Origin of the sequence: Flavobacterium sp. 9 (assembly GCF_002754195.1) — a bacterium.
Classification (GTDB): domain Bacteria; phylum Bacteroidota; class Bacteroidia; order Flavobacteriales; family Flavobacteriaceae; genus Flavobacterium.
This window is the reverse complement of record NZ_PEEU01000001.1, coordinates 5,471,653-5,490,692: the sequence shown is the minus strand read 5'-3', so window position 1 is coordinate 5,490,692 and position 19,040 is coordinate 5,471,653. Positions and strand designations below refer to the sequence as shown.

The following is a 19,040-nucleotide window of genomic DNA, read 5'->3' as shown; positions in this document are numbered from 1 at the left end:
ACATGACTTTTACGATACCAAATTTCAGGAAAATTCTATTTTTCCTAGCGCTTCTCATATCCAGTTTTAAAGGTTTTTCTCAAAATAAAGGCATAACATTACAGCTAAAAAATAAACCTATTAGTTTCATTATCAAATCAATTGAAGATCAAACTGATTTTAGAATCATTTATAATGCAAGAAAAATTGATGCCGATCAACTCGCGGATATTAATGTTCAAAATGCGTCTTTAGAAGTTGTTTTAACGCAATTATTTACTGGTAAAAACATCTCTTTTTACATACAGAAAAAGCAGGTTTTGTTAACGAACTCTGCTCCTGCTCCAACTTCTTCAAATCCTGATGAAAAGGAAAGATTTATTAGCGGAATCGTTTATAGTGCCAAAGAAAAACAACCGCTTGCCGGAGCAACAATACGTATAAAAGGTACTGGAATGGGCGCTATAACTGATTTTAACGGAAAATTTGTTTATCAGTTAAAAGGAAATAACATCAATAATATGGTGCTTGAAGCTGGCTTTTTAGGAATGGAATCTCAAGCTATTAAGGCAGATAATAAAAAAGAATTTACATTTTATCTGGAAGAATTTACAGATGAACTAAATCAGGTTGTTATTACGTCTTCTTACGGAACTAAAAAACTTAAAGAAGAAGTTGTTGGAAGTATTTCGAGCTTAAACACTAAAGATATTCCGGTACAACAAGCCTCAGAAAGTATTGATAAAATGGTCGAAGGGCAAATTGCCGGGGTTTTGGTCGAAAATGTTTCCGGAATTGGTGGTCCGGTTAAAATTAATATTCGTGGTCAGGGAACTTTAAAATCTTTATCTAACTCTATTTTAGGCACTTCTACTCAGCCTTTGATTATTGTTGATGGCGTAATTATGAGTGAACAAGCTGGTATTGATAATGAATATTTTAACGGAGGAAGATTATCTGAGGGATTATCGAATCCGTTAGCGATGATTTCGCCTGATAATATTGAAGATTTTACGGTTTTAAAAGATGCCGCTGCTGTTGGAATTTATGGTGCTGATGGTGCAAATGGTGTGATTTTGATTACGACAAAAAAGGGTAAAAAAGGGAAAGTTCAATTTGGATTTTCGAACCAACTTGGAGTTTCATCGGCTATTAATCAAATTAAATATTTGAATGGCGCGCAATATACGGACTTGCGAAATGATTATTTAAAAAATAGTTCTACAGATTATGTTCCGGTTCCTTATAATGGAATCAACACGGATTGGTTTGGATTATTGAACCAAAGCGGGATTTATAATAAATATAATTTTAGTGTTTCCGGAGCTACATCGGATTTCTCGTATCGAAGCACAATCACTTATCTAAATATCGATGAACCGCAATTAGGCAATACTACAAAACAGCTTAACGGAGGAATTAATTTAGGATATAGACATTCAAAATGGGATATTAATTTGTCATTAAATCCTAGTTATATCAAAAAAGATGCTCCTAATATTTATTATGATTTTGCTTATTTGCCAACAATTTCGCCTTATAATCAAGACGAAACTTACTCAAATCTTGGTGTATCGGGAGGAAATACCGGTGGAAATCCTTTGGCAGCAATTGAACAAAATAAGAATGAAACGGAAAGCCGTGGAATTTTAGGAAGTTTGAATTTAGGTTATGAATTAAATAAAAATATAAAATTCGGGACTTTATTTGGTCTGGATTATATCGATAAAGTTCAGGATCGCTATTTTTCGGGAGAAAATGAAAGCGGACAAAACAATGGAACTTTCGTCTTGAACGAAAAAACATATCCCAATTGGGGAAGACGCCTTATAAATAACCGAAATGCTACCAAATGGAACTGGCAGGGACAAATGTTATTTAATAAAGAAATCAATAAAAACAATGCGATAGACGGCGTTGTAGGTTTTGAACTTTCTGAAGAAAAGGCCAATTTTGATTATTCATCGGCTTCAGGATTTGTAAATCCTAACGTAATTAATCGCGTTGAAGATGCGATGCAAGATGATAATCCTGCAACTCCTTTGGTAGATGAAAGTAAAACGAGACAGGTTCACGGATCTGACATTAATTATAATTCAAGAGTTTCTTTATTCTCGCAGATCAACTACAATTACAAGAAAAAATATTATGCTTTAGTCAATTTCAGACGTGACGAAAGTTCTGTTTTTGGCGACGATACAAATGTTGCTTACAATAGCGGTGCAGGTTTAGCTTGGATTGCGAGCAACGAAGATTTCTTAAAATCAAATTCGTGGATTGATTTCTTAAAATTGAAAATAAGTTATGGTTCAACCGGTAATTCGCGCATAGGTTCTTATCGATCAAAAGGTCTTTATACTGTTTTGCAAAATGGTTATAATGGCGATACAAGTGCATCATCAAGCGTTTCTCCTAACGGAAATTTAAGCTGGGAGAAAAATGTAAAATTCAATACCGGAATCGATTTTAATGTATTCAATACAATCGAACTTTCATTAGAATATTATTATGATAGTTTATCTGATTTGATTGTTGCACGCGATATTCCAACCGAAACCGGTTATAGTTCTGTGCAATTAAATGCGGCAGATATGTACAATAAAGGTTTTGAATTTACGACAAGAATCAAATGGTTTCAAAAAGGAAAATTCAAATGGACTTCTTCTTTTAATATCTCGACGGTAGATAATAAAGTAACGGATTTGGTAGGTTTAGGAAGCGATTATTCATTGGCTAATATTGCTCTTGCTCAAAAAATTGGTTACAGTACTTCAACTATCTGGGGTATAAACTGGGTGGGCGTTGATCCCGCAACAGGAAGAGATTTGGTTAAAAAAAATGGACAAGTTTATGATGCCGCGACTTACAACAGATTGTTTACCAATGCTGATTGGGAACCAATTGGTGATACACAACCCAAGGCTTTTGGAGGTTTTAGCAATCGTTTTACGCTAAACAATATTACATTATCTGTAACAGGCGCTTTTCAATGGGGTGGCGATAAATTAATTTCGGATGAAATGATCTCAAAACCCAGAACGACTTCAAACCGAAATATGTCTGTAAATGCATACGATTACTGGAGAAATCAGGGCGATGTTGTTTCGCAGCCTGCGCCTAGTAACAATACATTATTACCTAATATGAGTAAATATGTTTATGACGCTACTTATATCAAAATCAGCAATATAAACCTGAGTTATAATGTTCCGCTAAAAAATACTTTTCTGGATACTTTGACCCTTTTTGCAGATGTTTCGAATGCATTGTATTGGTACAAAGAAAAAAGTCCGGCGGGAATGAATGGTATCAGAGAATTTAATTACACTTATCCGCAAGCCAGAACAATCTCCTGCGGAATTAATACTAAATTTTAAAAAGATGAAATATTTTAAAAATAGAACAGCGTTTAAATTTGCACTGCTTTTCACCTTACTTTGTTCCTTGCAAGGCTGTAGTGATTTTCTGGAGCAAGAACCTGGTACACAAATTTCGATTACAGAACAGCTAAAAAACAAACAAGGTATGTTACAAGCAGTAAATGGTATGTATCGTGGTCTTGAAGCTAATGTACGTGGAGGTGTTTTTCCTGTTTATGCGGATGTTCAGGGCGGAAATTTAAAATTTACACCTTCAACGACAGCCAGTTCACTAGGTTTAATTAGTATTCCGTCGCCTATTACAAACCTTTATTCTTTTGAAGATCAATCTGATAATTCTAATTTTTCGTCTTTTTACAGCAATAGTTACAGCACTATCAATCAATCAAATTTGATTTTAGAATTTGTCGATGCATTGCCGGATGCTACTGAAGCTGAAAAAAATCAAATAAAAGCCGAAGCCTTGACTGTTAGAGCGTATTCTCATTTTTTATTAAGCGAAGTTTACAGCCAAAATTACAGTTATACAGATGACGCATCGCATTTAGGAATCGTTTACAACAAAGCTTCATTGGTACAAGGTCTTACCTATCCGGCGAGAGAAACCGTTGCCAATACTTATACTTTGATAATCGATGATATTACAAAGGCTTTAAATCTATATGCTGACGCTTCGCTTTTGACTGGTCCTGCTTATTCTTATTTTAATAAAACAAGTGCAAAAGCATTATTGGCAAGGGTTTATTTGTCTAAAAAAGATTGGAAAAACGCCTACGAAACTTCGAATGATATTATTTTAAACTCACGCGTAAGCTTAGTGAATTCAGCTGATTATATCGCACAATGGGAACAACCAGATTTGCCAGTTTCTGAAATTTTACTTGAATTTACGATTCCCAAAACTACTGACGGAACTGCCAGCGGATCATTATCTGTTCCTTTCGGATATACTTCTGCAACTGTTTATGGCGATTATGCTGCCTCTCAGGATTTATTGGATTTATACGAAAGTAATGATATCAGAAAACAATTATTTCTGGAAAAAACAATTCCAACTCTTGTCAATTTGCAATTCGAAAACAAGAAGTATTATTTTACCAAAAAATTTCAGGGAAACCCCGGATATGTTGCCTTTAGATTAAGTGAACAATATTTAATTCGTGCCGAAGCTGCATTAAAACTTAACAATCCGGAGAAGGCAAAAGCAGATATTAATACAATAAGAGCAAGATCTAATGCCACTTTATTGACCGATACAAACAACCTCGAAGAGCTTTTATTTATCGAAAGAAGAAAAGAATTGTGTTTTGAAGGTCATTTACTTTTTGACATTGCCAGAAACAAAAAAGACATTTCACGCAATGACGGTTGTATTTCGCTTAACTGCTCGCTTACCTACCCGTCGCCAAAATATATAATGCCAATACCGCGCTACAACATTAACCTTAATCCAAACTTGAAACAAAATGAATCATACTAAAATTATATCCGTATTAAGCATTGTTGTTGCCTTATTTGCATCTTGTTCTAAGGACGATTACAGGTTAGATTCTAAAAATGTTGAACCTTTTGTACGCTTCAATTTTCTGGCAACTGCTGCAGGAGTTCCGCTCGAATATCCTGCTGTAAGTACCACATTGGCGCCAGCAACAACGTATGACAATAAATCAGTTAAAAAATTAAAAGTTCCGGTAACGCTAACTTCAACAACATTAAAATCGCCTGTTACAGTCAATTTTAGCGCCGTAACATCCGGAGATGTCAATACTTTTAGCGTAGAACCGGAAAATCAATTATTATTTGAAGGCAATAAACTGACAGATACTATTTATCTTTCGTTTGATAAAAGATGGAAAGACAAACAAGCTATAACCCTAAAATTAGAAAATACTTCTGATCCTGCAATTCATATTGGAAACCTGAATACAGCAGCACCAAACAATACTTTTACCATTAATTTGGCAGAAATAAGTACAACTTATACCATTCCTGACAAACAAATTACCATAAAAGGAATTGCTGGCGAAAAAGTCGATTTTAAAGTAAATTTCCCTAACGGATTTATTCCATCGGAAATTGAAAATCAATCTATTTTTAAATTTGTAAATGGTTTTGAATACGCATTAAGTCATGACGAATTTGGTGATAACAGAAGTTCTGTTACCTATCATTTGACACTTTTGGAAGACATACAAAACGACGATGTCAGGTTTGAAACCAAAATTACACTGATTAATTCCACCAATTATATTGCAGCCGGAAATACCGTTTTACAAATCATAAAACCAATCAAATCACCGCGAGATATACAAACTAATCCGGCTTCTAAATTCTACGATTTATCGAATAAATTTTACCTGACTTATGGCGAAAACTGGTTTGATAAAAGCGGTACTTGCGGTTGGCAATCTTATAATGCCTTTACGTTTCCGGTTGTTGTAGCAAAAGATTCAGAAAATGCCATATTATATAGTGATAACGGTACAAGCAATACAAATGATGATATCTATCACGATGCTTTTAAAATAGGATTTAACGTAGTTACAGGAAATTCGACTACAAATTCCTTTAACTTAAAAAGATGGTTTACAAACGAAAATGTAAATGGAGCAAATTCTCCGGGACTTAATATCACATCAGCGCTTGAATTTTTCCCAGAAAACGGAACTAGTAAAACCAACGGGAGCGTGCTTGTAAATCCGCAATCGATAACAATTGCACCAAGCGGAAAAGGTCCCGACGGAAAAGATAAACCCGGTCATGTTATCGAGATTTCAGGAGAAGGAACTTATAAAGAAATAAGCGCCGGTTTGTTTGAGATTTCTTTTGAATTAAAACTAACAAACGAGTTACTTTTTGGAGGAACTGTTTCATGTCAATATAGAATGTATAACAATAAAACATACCCAAAATTAGCACCTTTAAACGAGTCTTGTCCTAAGGAAGTTACTTTACCGTAATTTAAGTTTTCAGTCGCAGTCAAACGCAAATCACCTTTGTCAAAGTTTAAAACTTTGACAAAGGTTTACGTCTAAAAAAACAAAAATGAAATTGAAAAAAACGATAATCCCTCTTTTATTCCTGTTAAGTTTAACGGCTTACAAAAGCATTGATCAACCGGATTATATCGATGTTCAGGAATTACGAAAATTATATTCAAGTGGAGATCCATCCATTTGGCCAAAGGCTGAATTGGATAAAAATGTAGACAAAAAAACATTCCGTGATATTGGAGTGCTTCCTACTGTGCCTTATCCTGAATATAATCCGTATTCTAAGGAAAAAGAAAGTCTGGGTAAAATATTGTTTTTTGATCCGAGGTTATCTACAAGCGGACAAATTGCGTGCGCTTCCTGTCATAATCCGGAATTGGGCTGGACAGATAATTTAACGCGTTCTTTTGGTCATGATCGCCAAACGGGAAAACGAAATTCGATGACGATTTTAAATTCGGCGTATGCCACATCTTTATTTTGGGACGGACGTGCAAAAAGTTTAGAAGATCAGGCACAATTTCCGATTGGAGATCCTCTTGAAATGAACGAAAAACTAACAATTGCCGTTGATAAAATTGCAAAAATTAAAGGCTATAACGCTCTTTTTGAGGCTGCTTTTGGAAATAAAGAAGTATCCTTGCAACGCATACAATATGCCATCGCAACTTTTGAAAGATCAATAAATAGTCCTAAAAGTAAATTTGATCAGTTTGTTAGCGGAAAATCTGATGCTTATACAGATTCACAAGTAAAAGGTTTGCATTTGTTCAGAACCAAAGCGCAATGCATCAATTGTCATAATACACCTTATTTTAGTGACAATCAATTTCATAATGACGGACAAACTTTATTTGGAACAAAAAATGAAGATTTCGGACGTTATAATGTTACCAAAAACAAAGCAGATATTGGGAAATTCAGAACGCCAACACTACGTGAAGTCGTAAATACAAAACCATGGATGCATCACGGACATTTTCCGTCTTTATTGGATGTTGTTGAATTATACAATTTGGGAAATCCCTCGCCTGTTCAGAAAAAATATCTGGGTACAGAACGCGATTCTTTGATTCCAAAAGCAGATCCGATGCTTAAAAAACTGGATTTAAACAAAGAAGAAATTAATGATCTTTTGGCTTTTATAGAAACTTTGAGTACACCAACCCGAAGAATTATAATTCCAACTTTACCGAAATAATTTAGTTTGTAATTTGCCCCATAAAATTTCAAACCTGCAAAGCCCGTTTCATTAATTTGAAATGGGCTTTTTTACTTTTTATTCACAACTAAATTATTTCCGAATAAAAATTACTGTCTAAAATATTTGTATTTCAAAAACTATATCGTAATATTGCAATATAAAAATAAAAGCTATGGGAGCGACTAAAACAGAACATTTTACAGATAAGCAAAACCAAATTGCAACTATTGCCAAAGCATTAGGACATCCCGCAAGAATCGCCATTATTGAATATCTTTTGAAGGTAAACGAATGTATTTGTGGTGATATTGTAAACGAATTGCCACTTGCGCAACCTACCGTTTCTCAACATCTTAAAGAACTTAAAAATGCCGGGCTTATAAAAGGAAATATCGAGGGAAATGCGATTTGTTATTGCATCAACGAGGAAACTTTTGATGTTTTAAAAACTTACTTTTCGAATATTATTGCTGTCACCAAAGATCAGAAATGTTGCTAAAGCATTTTTTTAATTACCTATATCGTAATATTGCATTATAACTATAAAACAAAAAAACAATGAAACTATCAGACATTAAACGTATACTTCCGACACTTGAAAACGTAGAATTTCAATTAGAAAACGGGACTTTTGTTCCAGAACATTTCCATGTTACAGAAGTTGGAATGATCTCAAAAAACTTTATTGATTGTGGCGGTGTAATTCGTCATGAAAAAGCAGTAAACTTTCAACTTTGGAATGCAGATGATTTTGAACATCGTTTAAAACCAACTAAACTTTTGAACATCATTACTCTTTCTGAAGAAAAATTAAACATCGAAGATCTAGAGATTGAAGTTGAATATCAAAGCGAAACAATTGGCAGATATGACCTAGAATTCAATGGCAAAAATTTTATTCTGAAAAGTAAAACTACAGCTTGTTTAGCGCAAGATGCATGCGGAATTCCTTCGCAAAAGCAAAAAATAAGTTTGACTCAATTGCATAGTGACTCAGCAAATTCTTGTTCACCAGATTCGGGTTGTTGTTAATAATATGTGCAAATCAAGAATTAAAATGTGCCTTTAGGCACTATATATTGGTAGCAATTTAGGTTAAAAACGTAATAGCGTGCCGTAGGTACGCAACAAAACGATGACCATTGCGTACCTACGGCACGCTAGATACATTTCCGATTTTTTTTTTACCAATCTGTTGTACCTAAAGGCACAAAAAAACCTTCAAAATTTTGAGCGAAACATATTCAAAACAAAAATTGAAATGTGCCTTTAGGCACTATATATTGGTAGCAATTTAGATTAAAAAAGTAACAGCGTGCCGTAGGTACGCAACAAAACGATGACCATTGCGTACCTACGGCACGCTAGATACATTTCCGATTTTTTTTTAACCAATATTTTGTGCCAAAAGGCATAAAAAAAATCTTCGAAATTTTGATTTGAATATGTTCGATCTATTAATTAAATACAAAAAACCAATTATCATCACCACATCTGTTATTGTGTTGCAGCTTATTTTTGGCTTTGAGCCAAAGTTTTGCATTATCAATATCATTTGGTTATTAGTCTAAAATTATGAAAAAGAAGATTCTCGTACTTTGCACCGGAAATAGTTGCAGAAGTCAAATTGCCGAAGCTTATTTAAGGCATTTTTTTGATGATAAAGCCGAAGTTTACAGCGCCGGAGTTGAAACACACGGTGTAAATCCAAGAGCGATTACAACAATGAAAGAAGATGGAATTGATATATCAAATCACACATCAAATCACGTTGATGAATATGAAAATATTGATTTTGATATCGTAATTACCGTTTGTGATAATGCCAAAGAACGCTGTCCGTTTTTGCCAACAAAAGCCAAAAAACTACATCAAAACTTCCCTGATCCTGCAAAAGCGACAGGAACTGAAGAAGAAATTTTAAACGAATTCAGACGTGTTAGACAAATGATTAAAGAATATTGCAGCGCATTACAAATTTCTTAATTGCTGTTGAATTAAAATTTAAAAGCCTATTTTCGGATCTTGGAAATAGGCTTTTTTTATTTTAGAACTGAGTTCTGAATTTGAGTTTTCGTTTTATTTAAGCAATTGTTTTAACTCTGTTATTTTCTTGCTGATTCTGGCGCGATAATCTGCGTCAGTATTTAATTCTGCTGCTTTTGTATAACTCAGTAAAGCATTTTTTATATCCTTATTTACTTCATAAGCTTCTGCTAAACTATCGTAAACATTACTTGATTTAGGATATTCTTTGGCATTCAAACTAAAAACCGAAACTGCTTCGGGCACTTTTTGATCATGATATAAAAGTACATATCCAATTCTGTTAAGATGTTCTTCTAAATTGACATTGGCATATTTTGGATCTTTTTTCAAAGCAGCAAAAGTATTTTTTAAACCTGAAACGTTTTCCTGCGCACTTTTCATTAAAGTTTCATACGCCACAAAACCATAATCTATGATATCATTATCCACAAAATTAGCAATATGATTGATTATATCTTCGACATTTGCATCGCTTCCAATTCCGTTTGCCAGGAATATAATACTCAAATTGTCTTTGGGGAAATTTCTGTACGCAACTCTTCTTCCTCCCGAAAAACCATATGAAATGTGTCCGTTTATATTGCGTTAATCCCAACCTAAAGTAAATTTATAATCTGTTTTTGTGAACGGAAATAAAGTCCACATTGTGTTTTTAGTTTTCTCATTAATGAGTTTATTTTGGTTGAATTTACTATCCCATTTTATAAACTCATCCATAGTAATATTTATACCATTGCAGCTATTTAGGTAACTTCCGTTATTAGAAAGTCCGATTTGCATTTTACCTCCCGAAAAATTATTGTAAGGTGTAACTCTGTTTGCAAAAATATCTCGTGAATCTGTAGAGAAAAAAACATCTTTATTATCCGCTTGACTTCCAAACTGATTTTCAATTATAAACGTTTCAATATTTTGTTTGCTTATGGTTTCTATAATTTTTTGAAGCAGCCAAAAATTAGTTTGATTGTACTCGTATTTTTCGCCTTTCTCAAATTGAATAGCATCGACAAATACTTTTGCTTTAGCTTCATTTTCCGGCAATTGTTCGTAATTTACAATATCAGGAAGTCCTGATGAATGTGAAACTAAATGTTTTACTTGAACTGAATTCCATGTTGCTGGTAAATCAGGAAGATATTTTGAAATAGGATCTTCTAATGCCAGTTTATTTTGCTCAATTAATTGAAAAACTCCTGTAACAATAATCGTTTTTGTCAAAGAATAAATTCTAAAAATAGATTTGTCAGATACTGGAACATCAAATTCAATATTTGCTTTTCCGTAGTTATTTCGGTGAATGATTTTGCCATTTTTAATTACCGCAACAGCAATTCCAGGCATATTATACTTGGTTGTAACTTCAGTTAAATATTGATCAATCTTAGTATTTAATTCCTTTGCTGTCTTTGTCTGTTCTTGCGCCGTTAAAAACGAAAAAGATAATATTGCGGTAAGCGAAATAAATAGTTTTGTCATAGTAAATGGTTTTCAAGTATAATAGACCCTACTTTTTTGTTTTTGTGACAGTTATTGAAACTTTTTTTAATTCAGATAACGTTTATTCTTCAAATAGAGCATCAAACTTTTTAATCAAAATGCTTTGTTTGTTTTTCTTCTGTAAAGCAATAAAAATGTATTTGTCATTAAAATATAAGATTTCAGGAGCTTTAGAATAACAATCCTTTTTCTCAATATCATCAAGCAAAACCTGAATGTTTTCTATACCTGAAACATCTTTTGAAACTTTAGAAAAACATCTCAAGGTAATTATCATATTCATTATTAACACAATAGCTACAAATAAACCAAAAGTTAGTCTTCTTTCAATAAACTTCCCGAAATAGGTATAAACCAAAACCGTTAATACGTTTAAAAGAAATAAAAGCTTCCATAAAGAGTTAAGCTCTTTTAATTGTATAATCTCTCGAATGTCACTAATGATCCAAACAAGAAGTAAAACCGTAATAATCACCAGCACAATTGTTAAAACAATAAAAGCGACATAAACATCTACAAATTTACTTGTCGGTTCTGTTTTCACCTTTTCAGTTTTCCTCCTATTTTTAATAGTTTGAAAAACAATTGAAACTGGAAAAACGAAAAAACCTAAAACAAGCAAACCATCAGAAATCAACTGCGAAATCGAGAAAAAACGAATCATATTTGATGAAATAGAACCTAACATCCATAATTGCCATATTCCGCCTAATATTGTTGGCACAATAGCAAACATAGTTATGTTCTCTTTTATAATATTATAATAATTCTTTAGATATTCATTCATCCGTTTTTTCTTTCAAACATACTAAAAATTAATTATTAGTATTACTATTAATAAAAATTAAAAAGCTCTTTCTTTTCTAACATAAAACCTTCGTTCTATGCTTTTATAAAACAATTTAAGTTTTGACTTTTGAATATATTTGTATTTGACTAAATAAAAGCCAAACTACTATTTACTATCTCAAAAACCATCAATTATGAAAAGAGGTTTCGTTTTGATAATCCTATTCTTTTTTACCATTATCCTGAATATTAGTGCTCAAAATAAAACACAAAATTCAAAACCCAATATCATCATTATCAACATGGACGATATGGGTTACGGCGATACGGAACCTTATGGAATGACGGGAATTGCGACTCCGCATTTTAATGAGATTGCGCAGGAAGGAATGCGTTTTACTAATTTTAATGCCGGACAAGCCATTTGTACCGCATCGAGAGCTGCTTTATTAACAGGATGTTATCCCAATCGTATTGGTATGTCCGGCGTGTTGCTTCCCGGAGCCAAACGTGCGCTAAATCCAAATGAAGAAACTATTGCAACACTTTTGAAAAAAGCAGGATATAAAACCGCTAATTATGGCAAATGGCATTTAGGAAACCAACTTCCATATTGGCCTACAAATTATGGTTTTGATGAATTTTTTGGTATTCCGTATTCGCATGACGTCTGGCCAATTGATTATGATGGTTACTCAAAAGTAACAGATGCGAAAGATATGCGATCGGGCTTTCCTCCTCTTCCGTTAATAAGTAATACGACTATTATTGATACTATTAAAAATATCAAAGATGCTTCGGCTTTGACTACACTTTTTACAGAAAAAGCAGTTGGTTTTATAAAAAAGAACAAAAAAAATCCTTTCTTTTTATACCTGACACATCCTTTGCCTCATGCCCCACTCGCGGTTTCAGACAAGTTTAAAGGCAAAAGCGATTTAGGACTTTTTGGCGATGTAATTATGGAACTCGATTGGTCAATTGGCGAAATATTAAGAACACTGGATAACGAAGGAATTGCCAAAAATACGGTACTAATTATAACCAGCGATAACGGTCCGTGGTTGATATTTGGAGATAATGCAGGTTCGTCGGGAGGATTTAGAGAAGGAAAATCCACTACTTGGGAAGGCGGCACGAGGGTTCCTTTTTTAATTCGTTGGCCCGAAAAAATAAAAGCCGGAACCGTAAATAGTTCCCTAATGACTAATATGGATTTACTGCCAACTATTGCGGCTATTACTGGAGCTTCTTTGCCGGAAAAACAAATTGACGGTTTAAACTTTTTACCGCTTCTTACCGGAAAAACAGCAACCGGACCTAGAGATACTTTTTATTATTATTTTGGAGTTGGAAGCAATAATCTTGAAGCAATTCGATATAAACACTGGAAATTAGTTTTTCCGCATAAATCAACAACTTACAATCAAAAACTGCAAGGCAAAGACGGACTTCGTGGCGAAGGTGCAACAATGCAAGTTCCTCTAGCGCTTTATGATTTGTCTCATGATCCCGGAGAAGCTCGTGATGTGCAATTATTATATCCTGAAATTGTACAGCAAATACAAAAAATTGCAGAAACTGCCCGAGAAGATTTGGGCGATGATTTGAATAATAAAATTGGGAAGAATCTTAGAAATCCTGCCACTTTTTAAAGACCATAATTCAGTTAATAACCAAAGTCAGTTCATATGAATTGGCTTTTTTTATTGATAAAACTCTCCTTTTCGAATAATAGATTCCTTTCTCATAATAATTTCTTATTCTTTCATTGAAGTATAAAATCGTAGCGTATTCAGAATTCTATAACCGTTTTTTAAATTTGTTTGAAACGAAAAGAAGTTTTTTGCCTCAACATAAAATACTATTATTATGAAGTTAGAACATATTCAAATTCAAACCAACAATATTCCGGAAACTGTTGCATTTTATAGAGATATTCTCGAATTGCCAATCATAGAAAAAACATCAAAATCTGTTACCATTAAAGCAGGAAATTCAATCTTGAAATTTGTGGAAAACCCTGATTTTAATTCTATGTATCATTTTGCTTTCAATATTCCGGAGAACAAACTTGAGGAAGCAATAAAATGGTGTAACGACAAAATTGATTTAGTAGTTATTGAAGATAAACGTGTAATTGCAAATTTTGAAACCTGGAATGCAAATGCAGTTTATTTTTATGATAACAATGGCAATTTATTAGAGTTTATTGCCAGACATGATCTTGATAATTCACAGATAAAAGATTTCAGTTATAAATCAATATTAAACATTAGCGAAATTGGTATTGTCGATGAAAATCCAATAGAATTAGGAACACAATTAATAGAAGATTATGGTCTTTCTTTTTTTGCTAAAAATTTTAATAGCGAAAATTTTGCTGCAATTGGAGACGACGAAGGCTTGCTTATCATTGTAAAACCTTATCGCAATTGGTATCCAACGCAAACGCCTTCTCAAAGAAATAAAACAAAAGTCAGGATTGAAAATAATAGCGATTCTATAGAATTATCTTTCTAATGCTAAAATTTCAAAAAAAACACCAAGCCCAATTCTTATGAATTGGGCTTTTTTTATGTTTCAATTTATAATTTGAAACATAATACCTTAAAAACCAAACCTTAAAAATAAATAACTTTACGTGTACTAATTCTTACCTAATCAAGAACTTAGTCCCTAACACAAATAGAACCCCTTAAAAACAATTTTCATGAATTCATCAAAAAAATTAAACAGGATTGAAATAACGATGAAATTGTCCTTACTTATTTTATTGTTATTCGGAATTTCTACAAATATTGTAGCTCAAAAAAACAAATCAAAACCTAACATTCTAATTATTTTTGGTGATGATGTGGGAGTTACAAACGTAAGCGCTTACAGCCGTGGTTTAATGGGCTTTACAACTCCCAATATCGACAAAATTGGTAATGAAGGAGCTGTTTTTATTCAATATTATGCACAGCAAAGCTGTACTGCCGGTCGTGCTGCACTTATTACAGGACAATCTCCTTATCGTACCGGTTTGACAAAAGTTGGACTTCCGGGATCTCCCGTTGGTTTACAAAAAGAAGATCCAACAATTGCCGAATTCCTGAAACCACTAGGTTATGTATGCGGACAATTTGGTAAAAATCACCTTGGAGATCAGGACAAATACTTACCAACCGAACATGGATTTGATGAGTTTTTCGGGAATCTCTATCACTTAAATGCTGAAGAAGAACCGGAAAATGCTGATTATCCAAAAGGAGCAGAATTCAAAAAAGCATTTGGACCTCGTGGTGTTTTAAGAGCAACTGCAGGCGGAAAAATAGAAGATACAGGACCTTTGACTAAAAAAAGAATGGAAACTGTAGACGAAGAATTTTTGGCTGCAGCCAAAGATTTTATCACCAAATCAGCTAAGGCAGGAAAACCTTCCTTCACTTGGTTTAACAGTACCAGAATGCACGTTTTCACCCATTTAAAACCTTCTTCTTTAGGAAAAACAGGTCTTGGAACTCAAGCTGACGGAATGGTTGAACACGATGCAATGGTTGGCGAACTTTTAAAACTATTAGACGATCTTAAAATTGCCGACAATACGATTGTAATCTGGTCTACTGATAATGGTGCGATGAAAAATCAATGGCCTGACGGAGGTTCTTCTCCATTTCGCTCAGAAAAAGATACCAACTGGGAAGGCGCTTATCGTGCTCCCGCTGTGGTTCGCTGGCCGGGAGTTATCAAACCGGGAAGTAATTTAACCGGATTATTTTCGGCAGAAGATTGGTTACCAACTTTAGTCGCTGCGGCAGGAGGTGATCAAAATTTAGTACAAAGTGCTCAAAATGGTGTGCAGGAAGGAAGCAAAAACTTCAAAGTTCACTTAGATGGTTACAATCAATTGTCGTATCTAAAAGGTGAAAGCGGAAGTAATCGTCATGATTTTGTTTATTTTGATGATGATGGAAATTTAGTTGCATATCGTGATGACCGTTTTAAATATACTTTTGCCGCTCAATATGCCAAAGGAATGGAAATATGGCGTGACCCAATGCTAAAACTAAGAGGACCGTTTATAATTGACTTATTAGCAGATCCTTTCGAATATTCTGTAGATGGTTCTATTGGATATGAAAAATGGATGATGGATCGTGCATTTCTAATTTTGCCGGCAGTATCAAAAGTCGCAGCATATCTGGAAACCTACCGTAAGTTTCCGCCACGTCAGGCTCCGGCAACATTCTCAATAGATGATGTAATTGCAAAACTGCCGAAACCACAGATAGAAAGATAATTTTCTAATAAAATATAAACCCCGAAAGAAATTTTCGGGGTTTTCTTTTAAATTTTATTACTCTTTAAAAAAGAAGATTTATCTTTATATTTCAACCTTAAATAAAAATCCAAATGCCATTTGTACGAATCAGCCTTCCTAAGATACTTTCGCTGGAAACTAAAAACAATATTTCAGAATCTGTTCATCAGGCTTTAGTCGAAGAATTTCATATTCCGAAAGATGATTATTTTCATGTAATTGAAGAATTAGAACCTCATCAAATAAAATATCCTGAAAGTTATCTTGGTGTTTCACATTCTGATTCAATTGTATATGTTCAAATAACAGCCGGACAAGGCAGAACCCGCGAACAAAAGAAGAAATTATACCATCAGATTGCAACCAAAATTTCGACCTCAACAGAAATCCAGATCAACAATGTCATTATTGTTTTATTAGAAAATAATGGTCTTGAAAATTGGTCTTTTGGAAATGGAGAAATTCAAATCTCTGCACATTTAATGAATTTATAATTTTTTGGCAGAATATAATTCATCCGTTTGTTTCGCTTGGCGTATAAAAAATTAAACACATTTAGATATGGTGAATAAATCCCTCGCAAAGACACAAAATCGCAAAGATTTTGTCATTTCGACGGAGGAGAAATCTTCGCGAGAAGCTCGACAAAGATTGGATTCTCGTTACGGAGTTACTTGCGAAGATTTCTCATCCGTCGAAATGACAACATTGTATTTAAACTTCGCGTCTTAGCGCCTTTGCGAGATTAATTTATTTTCTAAAAGCTTAAATTTAACGACATTGCCCGAAGCGTTAGAATGCATTTAAATAAGTGAAACTCCTTTTAAAAAAACAAAAACTATGTTTCTTTGTGTTAAAACATTACGTTCAACAGGTATTTTATAATGTTATAGATTTTCTAAAAAGCTTCGCCAATTCGGAAATAAAGTCCCCAATCTCCTTTTCCGACAGCGGCGTCAAGTCCAACATTAAATTTTTCAGTTTTAAAAGCTCTGTAGCGAAAACCGGCTCCGGCTCCGGGATATAATTTCCAATTGAAATTCTCGGTATCAGAACCATAAATCGTAGCAACACCTGCAAACCCGACAAGTCCCATTTTTTTACCAAAATTATATCGATATTCTGCTTGTAAATCCATAAGTCCGTCGCCACGGTATTTCCCTTCAGAATATCCTCTGATATCTTCATTTCCGATGGTTACTTGCTGTTCGAAAGCAATATTCCCTAATCCGAATTTACCCGAAAAACGAGCTGCAAGAACATCGACACCATTTCGCATTGGAAAATATTTATTAAATTCTGATAGTATTTTATTCGCACTAACATCATTTCCAAACCATTCGGGATAACTTAACCATCGCAATTTGATTTTATCACCTTTGGTAGGATAATAAACGGCATCGCGTGTATCGTACATCGTTAGTAACTGCAAACCATTTGTATGTGTTATCGAAGTTGGCTGGACATCGTCTTCGTATTTTGTGTCATAATGCGCATAGGCATAACCAAGTCCTGCATACAAAGCTTTTACCACTTTGCGCTGTAGACTAAAGTTGACCATCGTAGTTTTGGTTCCGTAATTATAAAAATCCGGAGTATCAATATCATCCACATAATACTGCGCGTTTTGGTTGCCTGTTGCCACGAAAAATTGCGCGCGCCAGCGATCTTCATTGATATACCATTTATTGAATGAAGCTATAAAATAAGATTTATTGGTCGTATACACTGCCGAAATTCCCGATAGCGATTTAGGCGAAATAGTATCTGTTTTGTTTAATTTGTACATCATCATTGGGATCGCTCCAAACATAAAATCAAGAGTACGATTGTAGTTAAGATAAGGCATCACATTAAAATCAATGTTCTTATTTTTTGCCTTGGCTGTTTTGGTACTATCCGAAATTTTTGTTTGTGTCCACGCCGCCGAACAACTTAAGAATAATAGTATTGCAAGGAAAAGTACTTTCTTCATATTTTTGTTTTTGAGGTATAAAAACAAAGCTAATACTTCACTGAAAAACAATTCTTTAATTTAATTGATCTTGTGTTTCATATTCTAAAATGCAACCATCTTTACAAGTTTTTAAATCTAAAATTGTTCGAAAAACAGGATGATCTGAAAAAGTAATTTTTACAATCTCTGTATTATTTCTTTACATTTACAATTCTGCTTTTAGTATTATGACTCAAGAAAACATTCCTTTTAGTATTGTCGAAAAATGGCTTACAGCTTGGACATTATCAAGAAATTTACCTTTGCCTGACAAATACAAATCAGGATTTGTGGCCGAAGTTGGCTATGAAAATCAAAAAAGACGATATGTTTTTCCTCAACTTAATGATGATTTTATTGAATTGTCAGAATCTATAAATCAGCCTTGGATTTTTCTAAAAGTTTGCGCTTCTGCTGATGAATTAAAAAACAGAATCTCTGATAAATGGATTATTCAGCCTCAAGGTTATATGATGACTTGTTTTCATCCAATGAATATTTTAAACCGCAGTTTAAACGATAATTATACCTTAGAATTTGAACAATATAACACTACTTATCTTGTCCGAATTGTTACTAAAGAAGGTCAATTAGCCTCAACAGGACGCGTTGTTCTTGTTGATGATTTAGCAGTTTATGATCGAATTTCAACCGAACCTCAACATAAAAGGATGGGGCTCGCTACTTTACTTATGAAAGAATTGGAGAATATTGCTTTAGCAAATAACATTCATAATAATTTTTTGGTTGCAACCGAAGAAGGCAAATCATTGTACCAGTCTTTAGGTTGGGAAGTGTATTCTCTTTACACTTCGATTGTAATTCCTGATAATAATTAAAAAGAAAT

Annotated in this window: 16 protein-coding genes; 12 read left to right on the top strand and 4 right to left on the bottom strand. The window is 33.7% G+C overall.

Annotation, left to right across the window (positions count from 1 at the left end; all coding sequences use genetic code 11):
• Positions 1 to 2: 2 nt before the first annotated feature.
• The 7 genes from CLU81_RS22990 (at position 3) to CLU81_RS22960 (ending at position 9,542) form a co-directional block, all read left to right on the top strand.
• Positions 3 to 3,356 (top strand): SusC/RagA family TonB-linked outer membrane protein, encoded by a 3,354-nt coding sequence (locus CLU81_RS22990; protein WP_099711954.1) that lies wholly within the window; start codon positions 3 to 5, stop codon positions 3,354 to 3,356.
• 4 nt (positions 3,357 to 3,360) lie between these two features.
• Complete coding sequence (locus tag CLU81_RS22985; RefSeq protein WP_233209751.1) at positions 3,361 to 4,839, top strand: RagB/SusD family nutrient uptake outer membrane protein; 1,479 nt, start codon at positions 3,361 to 3,363, stop codon at positions 4,837 to 4,839.
• Positions 4,826 to 6,319 (top strand): hypothetical protein, encoded by a 1,494-nt coding sequence (locus CLU81_RS22980; RefSeq protein ID WP_099711953.1) that lies wholly within the window; start codon positions 4,826 to 4,828, stop codon positions 6,317 to 6,319. Before CLU81_RS22985 ends, CLU81_RS22980 begins: the two co-directional genes overlap by 14 nt.
• 85 nt (positions 6,320 to 6,404) lie before the next feature.
• The gene (locus CLU81_RS22975; protein WP_099711952.1) at positions 6,405 to 7,553 is read left to right on the top strand and encodes a cytochrome-c peroxidase; all 1,149 of its coding nucleotides are present in this window, start codon (positions 6,405 to 6,407) and stop codon (positions 7,551 to 7,553) included.
• A gap of 175 nt (positions 7,554 to 7,728) precedes the next feature.
• Positions 7,729 to 8,055, top strand: a complete 327-nt coding sequence (locus CLU81_RS22970) for a helix-turn-helix transcriptional regulator (protein WP_099711951.1) — start codon at positions 7,729 to 7,731, stop codon at positions 8,053 to 8,055.
• A 59-nt stretch (positions 8,056 to 8,114) separates the two neighbouring features.
• Positions 8,115 to 8,588: a DUF6428 family protein gene (locus CLU81_RS22965; RefSeq protein ID WP_099711950.1), complete on the top strand. Its 474-nt coding sequence runs from the start codon at positions 8,115 to 8,117 to the stop codon at positions 8,586 to 8,588.
• A gap of 540 nt (positions 8,589 to 9,128) precedes the next feature.
• On the top strand, positions 9,129 to 9,542 hold the full coding sequence (locus tag CLU81_RS22960; protein WP_369804821.1) for an arsenate reductase ArsC: 414 nt from the start codon (positions 9,129 to 9,131) through the stop codon (positions 9,540 to 9,542).
• Between the two features lie 93 nt (positions 9,543 to 9,635).
• Here CLU81_RS22960 and CLU81_RS22955 read toward each other — a convergent pair whose 3' ends face one another.
• From CLU81_RS22955 to CLU81_RS22945, 3 genes are all read right to left on the bottom strand, one after another.
• Entirely contained in the window at positions 9,636 to 10,112 is a 477-nt protein-coding gene (locus CLU81_RS22955) for a hypothetical protein (protein WP_099711948.1), read from the bottom strand.
• Between the two features lie 78 nt (positions 10,113 to 10,190).
• Positions 10,191 to 11,081 (bottom strand): serine hydrolase, encoded by an 891-nt coding sequence (locus CLU81_RS22950; protein WP_099711947.1) that lies wholly within the window; start codon positions 11,079 to 11,081, stop codon positions 10,191 to 10,193.
• Positions 11,082 to 11,163: 82 nt separating this feature from the next.
• Positions 11,164 to 11,889 (bottom strand): hypothetical protein, encoded by a 726-nt coding sequence (locus tag CLU81_RS22945; protein ID WP_099711946.1) that lies wholly within the window; start codon positions 11,887 to 11,889, stop codon positions 11,164 to 11,166.
• Between the two features lie 196 nt (positions 11,890 to 12,085).
• Between CLU81_RS22945 and CLU81_RS22940 the strand changes: the two genes are divergently transcribed.
• The 4 genes from CLU81_RS22940 (at position 12,086) to CLU81_RS22925 (ending at position 16,691) form a co-directional block, all read left to right on the top strand.
• Complete coding sequence (locus tag CLU81_RS22940) at positions 12,086 to 13,546, top strand: sulfatase (protein WP_099711945.1); 1,461 nt, start codon at positions 12,086 to 12,088, stop codon at positions 13,544 to 13,546.
• Between the two features lie 217 nt (positions 13,547 to 13,763).
• Positions 13,764 to 14,414 carry a VOC family protein gene (locus CLU81_RS22935; protein ID WP_099711944.1) on the top strand — a complete coding sequence of 217 codons (651 nt, stop codon included), beginning with the start codon at positions 13,764 to 13,766 and terminating at the stop codon, positions 14,412 to 14,414.
• Positions 14,415 to 14,604: 190 nt separating this feature from the next.
• Positions 14,605 to 16,176, top strand: coding sequence for an arylsulfatase (locus CLU81_RS22930; protein WP_099711943.1), 1,572 nt, complete (start codon positions 14,605 to 14,607; stop codon positions 16,174 to 16,176).
• Positions 16,177 to 16,289: 113 nt separating this feature from the next.
• Positions 16,290 to 16,691, top strand: coding sequence for a tautomerase family protein (locus CLU81_RS22925; RefSeq protein WP_099711942.1), 402 nt, complete (start codon positions 16,290 to 16,292; stop codon positions 16,689 to 16,691).
• A gap of 404 nt (positions 16,692 to 17,095) precedes the next feature.
• Here the strand turns inward: CLU81_RS22925 and CLU81_RS22920 are convergent, their stop codons facing one another.
• On the bottom strand, positions 17,096 to 18,172 hold the full coding sequence (locus CLU81_RS22920; RefSeq protein ID WP_099711941.1) for a BamA/TamA family outer membrane protein: 1,077 nt from the start codon (positions 18,170 to 18,172) through the stop codon (positions 17,096 to 17,098).
• Between the two features lie 209 nt (positions 18,173 to 18,381).
• Between CLU81_RS22920 and CLU81_RS22915 the strand changes: the two genes are divergently transcribed.
• Complete coding sequence (locus CLU81_RS22915; RefSeq protein ID WP_099711940.1) at positions 18,382 to 19,032, top strand: GNAT family N-acetyltransferase; 651 nt, start codon at positions 18,382 to 18,384, stop codon at positions 19,030 to 19,032.
• Positions 19,033 to 19,040 lie beyond the last annotated feature (8 nt).

Coding starts and splice junctions, on each gene's coding strand:
- CLU81_RS22990 (WP_099711954.1), top strand. CDS start 3: ATGACTTTTACGATACCAAATTTCAGGAAAATTCTATTTTTCCTAGCG.
- CLU81_RS22985 (WP_233209751.1), top strand. CDS start 3,361: ATGAAATATTTTAAAAATAGAACAGCGTTTAAATTTGCACTGCTTTTC.
- CLU81_RS22980 (WP_099711953.1), top strand. CDS start 4,826: ATGAATCATACTAAAATTATATCCGTATTAAGCATTGTTGTTGCCTTA.
- CLU81_RS22975 (WP_099711952.1), top strand. CDS start 6,405: ATGAAATTGAAAAAAACGATAATCCCTCTTTTATTCCTGTTAAGTTTA.
- CLU81_RS22970 (WP_099711951.1), top strand. CDS start 7,729: ATGGGAGCGACTAAAACAGAACATTTTACAGATAAGCAAAACCAAATT.
- CLU81_RS22965 (WP_099711950.1), top strand. CDS start 8,115: ATGAAACTATCAGACATTAAACGTATACTTCCGACACTTGAAAACGTA.
- CLU81_RS22950 (WP_099711947.1), bottom strand. CDS start 11,081: ATGACAAAACTATTTATTTCGCTTACCGCAATATTATCTTTTTCGTTT.
- CLU81_RS22945 (WP_099711946.1), bottom strand. CDS start 11,889: ATGAATGAATATCTAAAGAATTATTATAATATTATAAAAGAGAACATA.
- CLU81_RS22940 (WP_099711945.1), top strand. CDS start 12,086: ATGAAAAGAGGTTTCGTTTTGATAATCCTATTCTTTTTTACCATTATC.
- CLU81_RS22935 (WP_099711944.1), top strand. CDS start 13,764: ATGAAGTTAGAACATATTCAAATTCAAACCAACAATATTCCGGAAACT.
- CLU81_RS22930 (WP_099711943.1), top strand. CDS start 14,605: ATGAATTCATCAAAAAAATTAAACAGGATTGAAATAACGATGAAATTG.
- CLU81_RS22925 (WP_099711942.1), top strand. CDS start 16,290: ATGCCATTTGTACGAATCAGCCTTCCTAAGATACTTTCGCTGGAAACT.
- CLU81_RS22920 (WP_099711941.1), bottom strand. CDS start 18,172: ATGAAGAAAGTACTTTTCCTTGCAATACTATTATTCTTAAGTTGTTCG.
- CLU81_RS22915 (WP_099711940.1), top strand. CDS start 18,382: ATGACTCAAGAAAACATTCCTTTTAGTATTGTCGAAAAATGGCTTACA.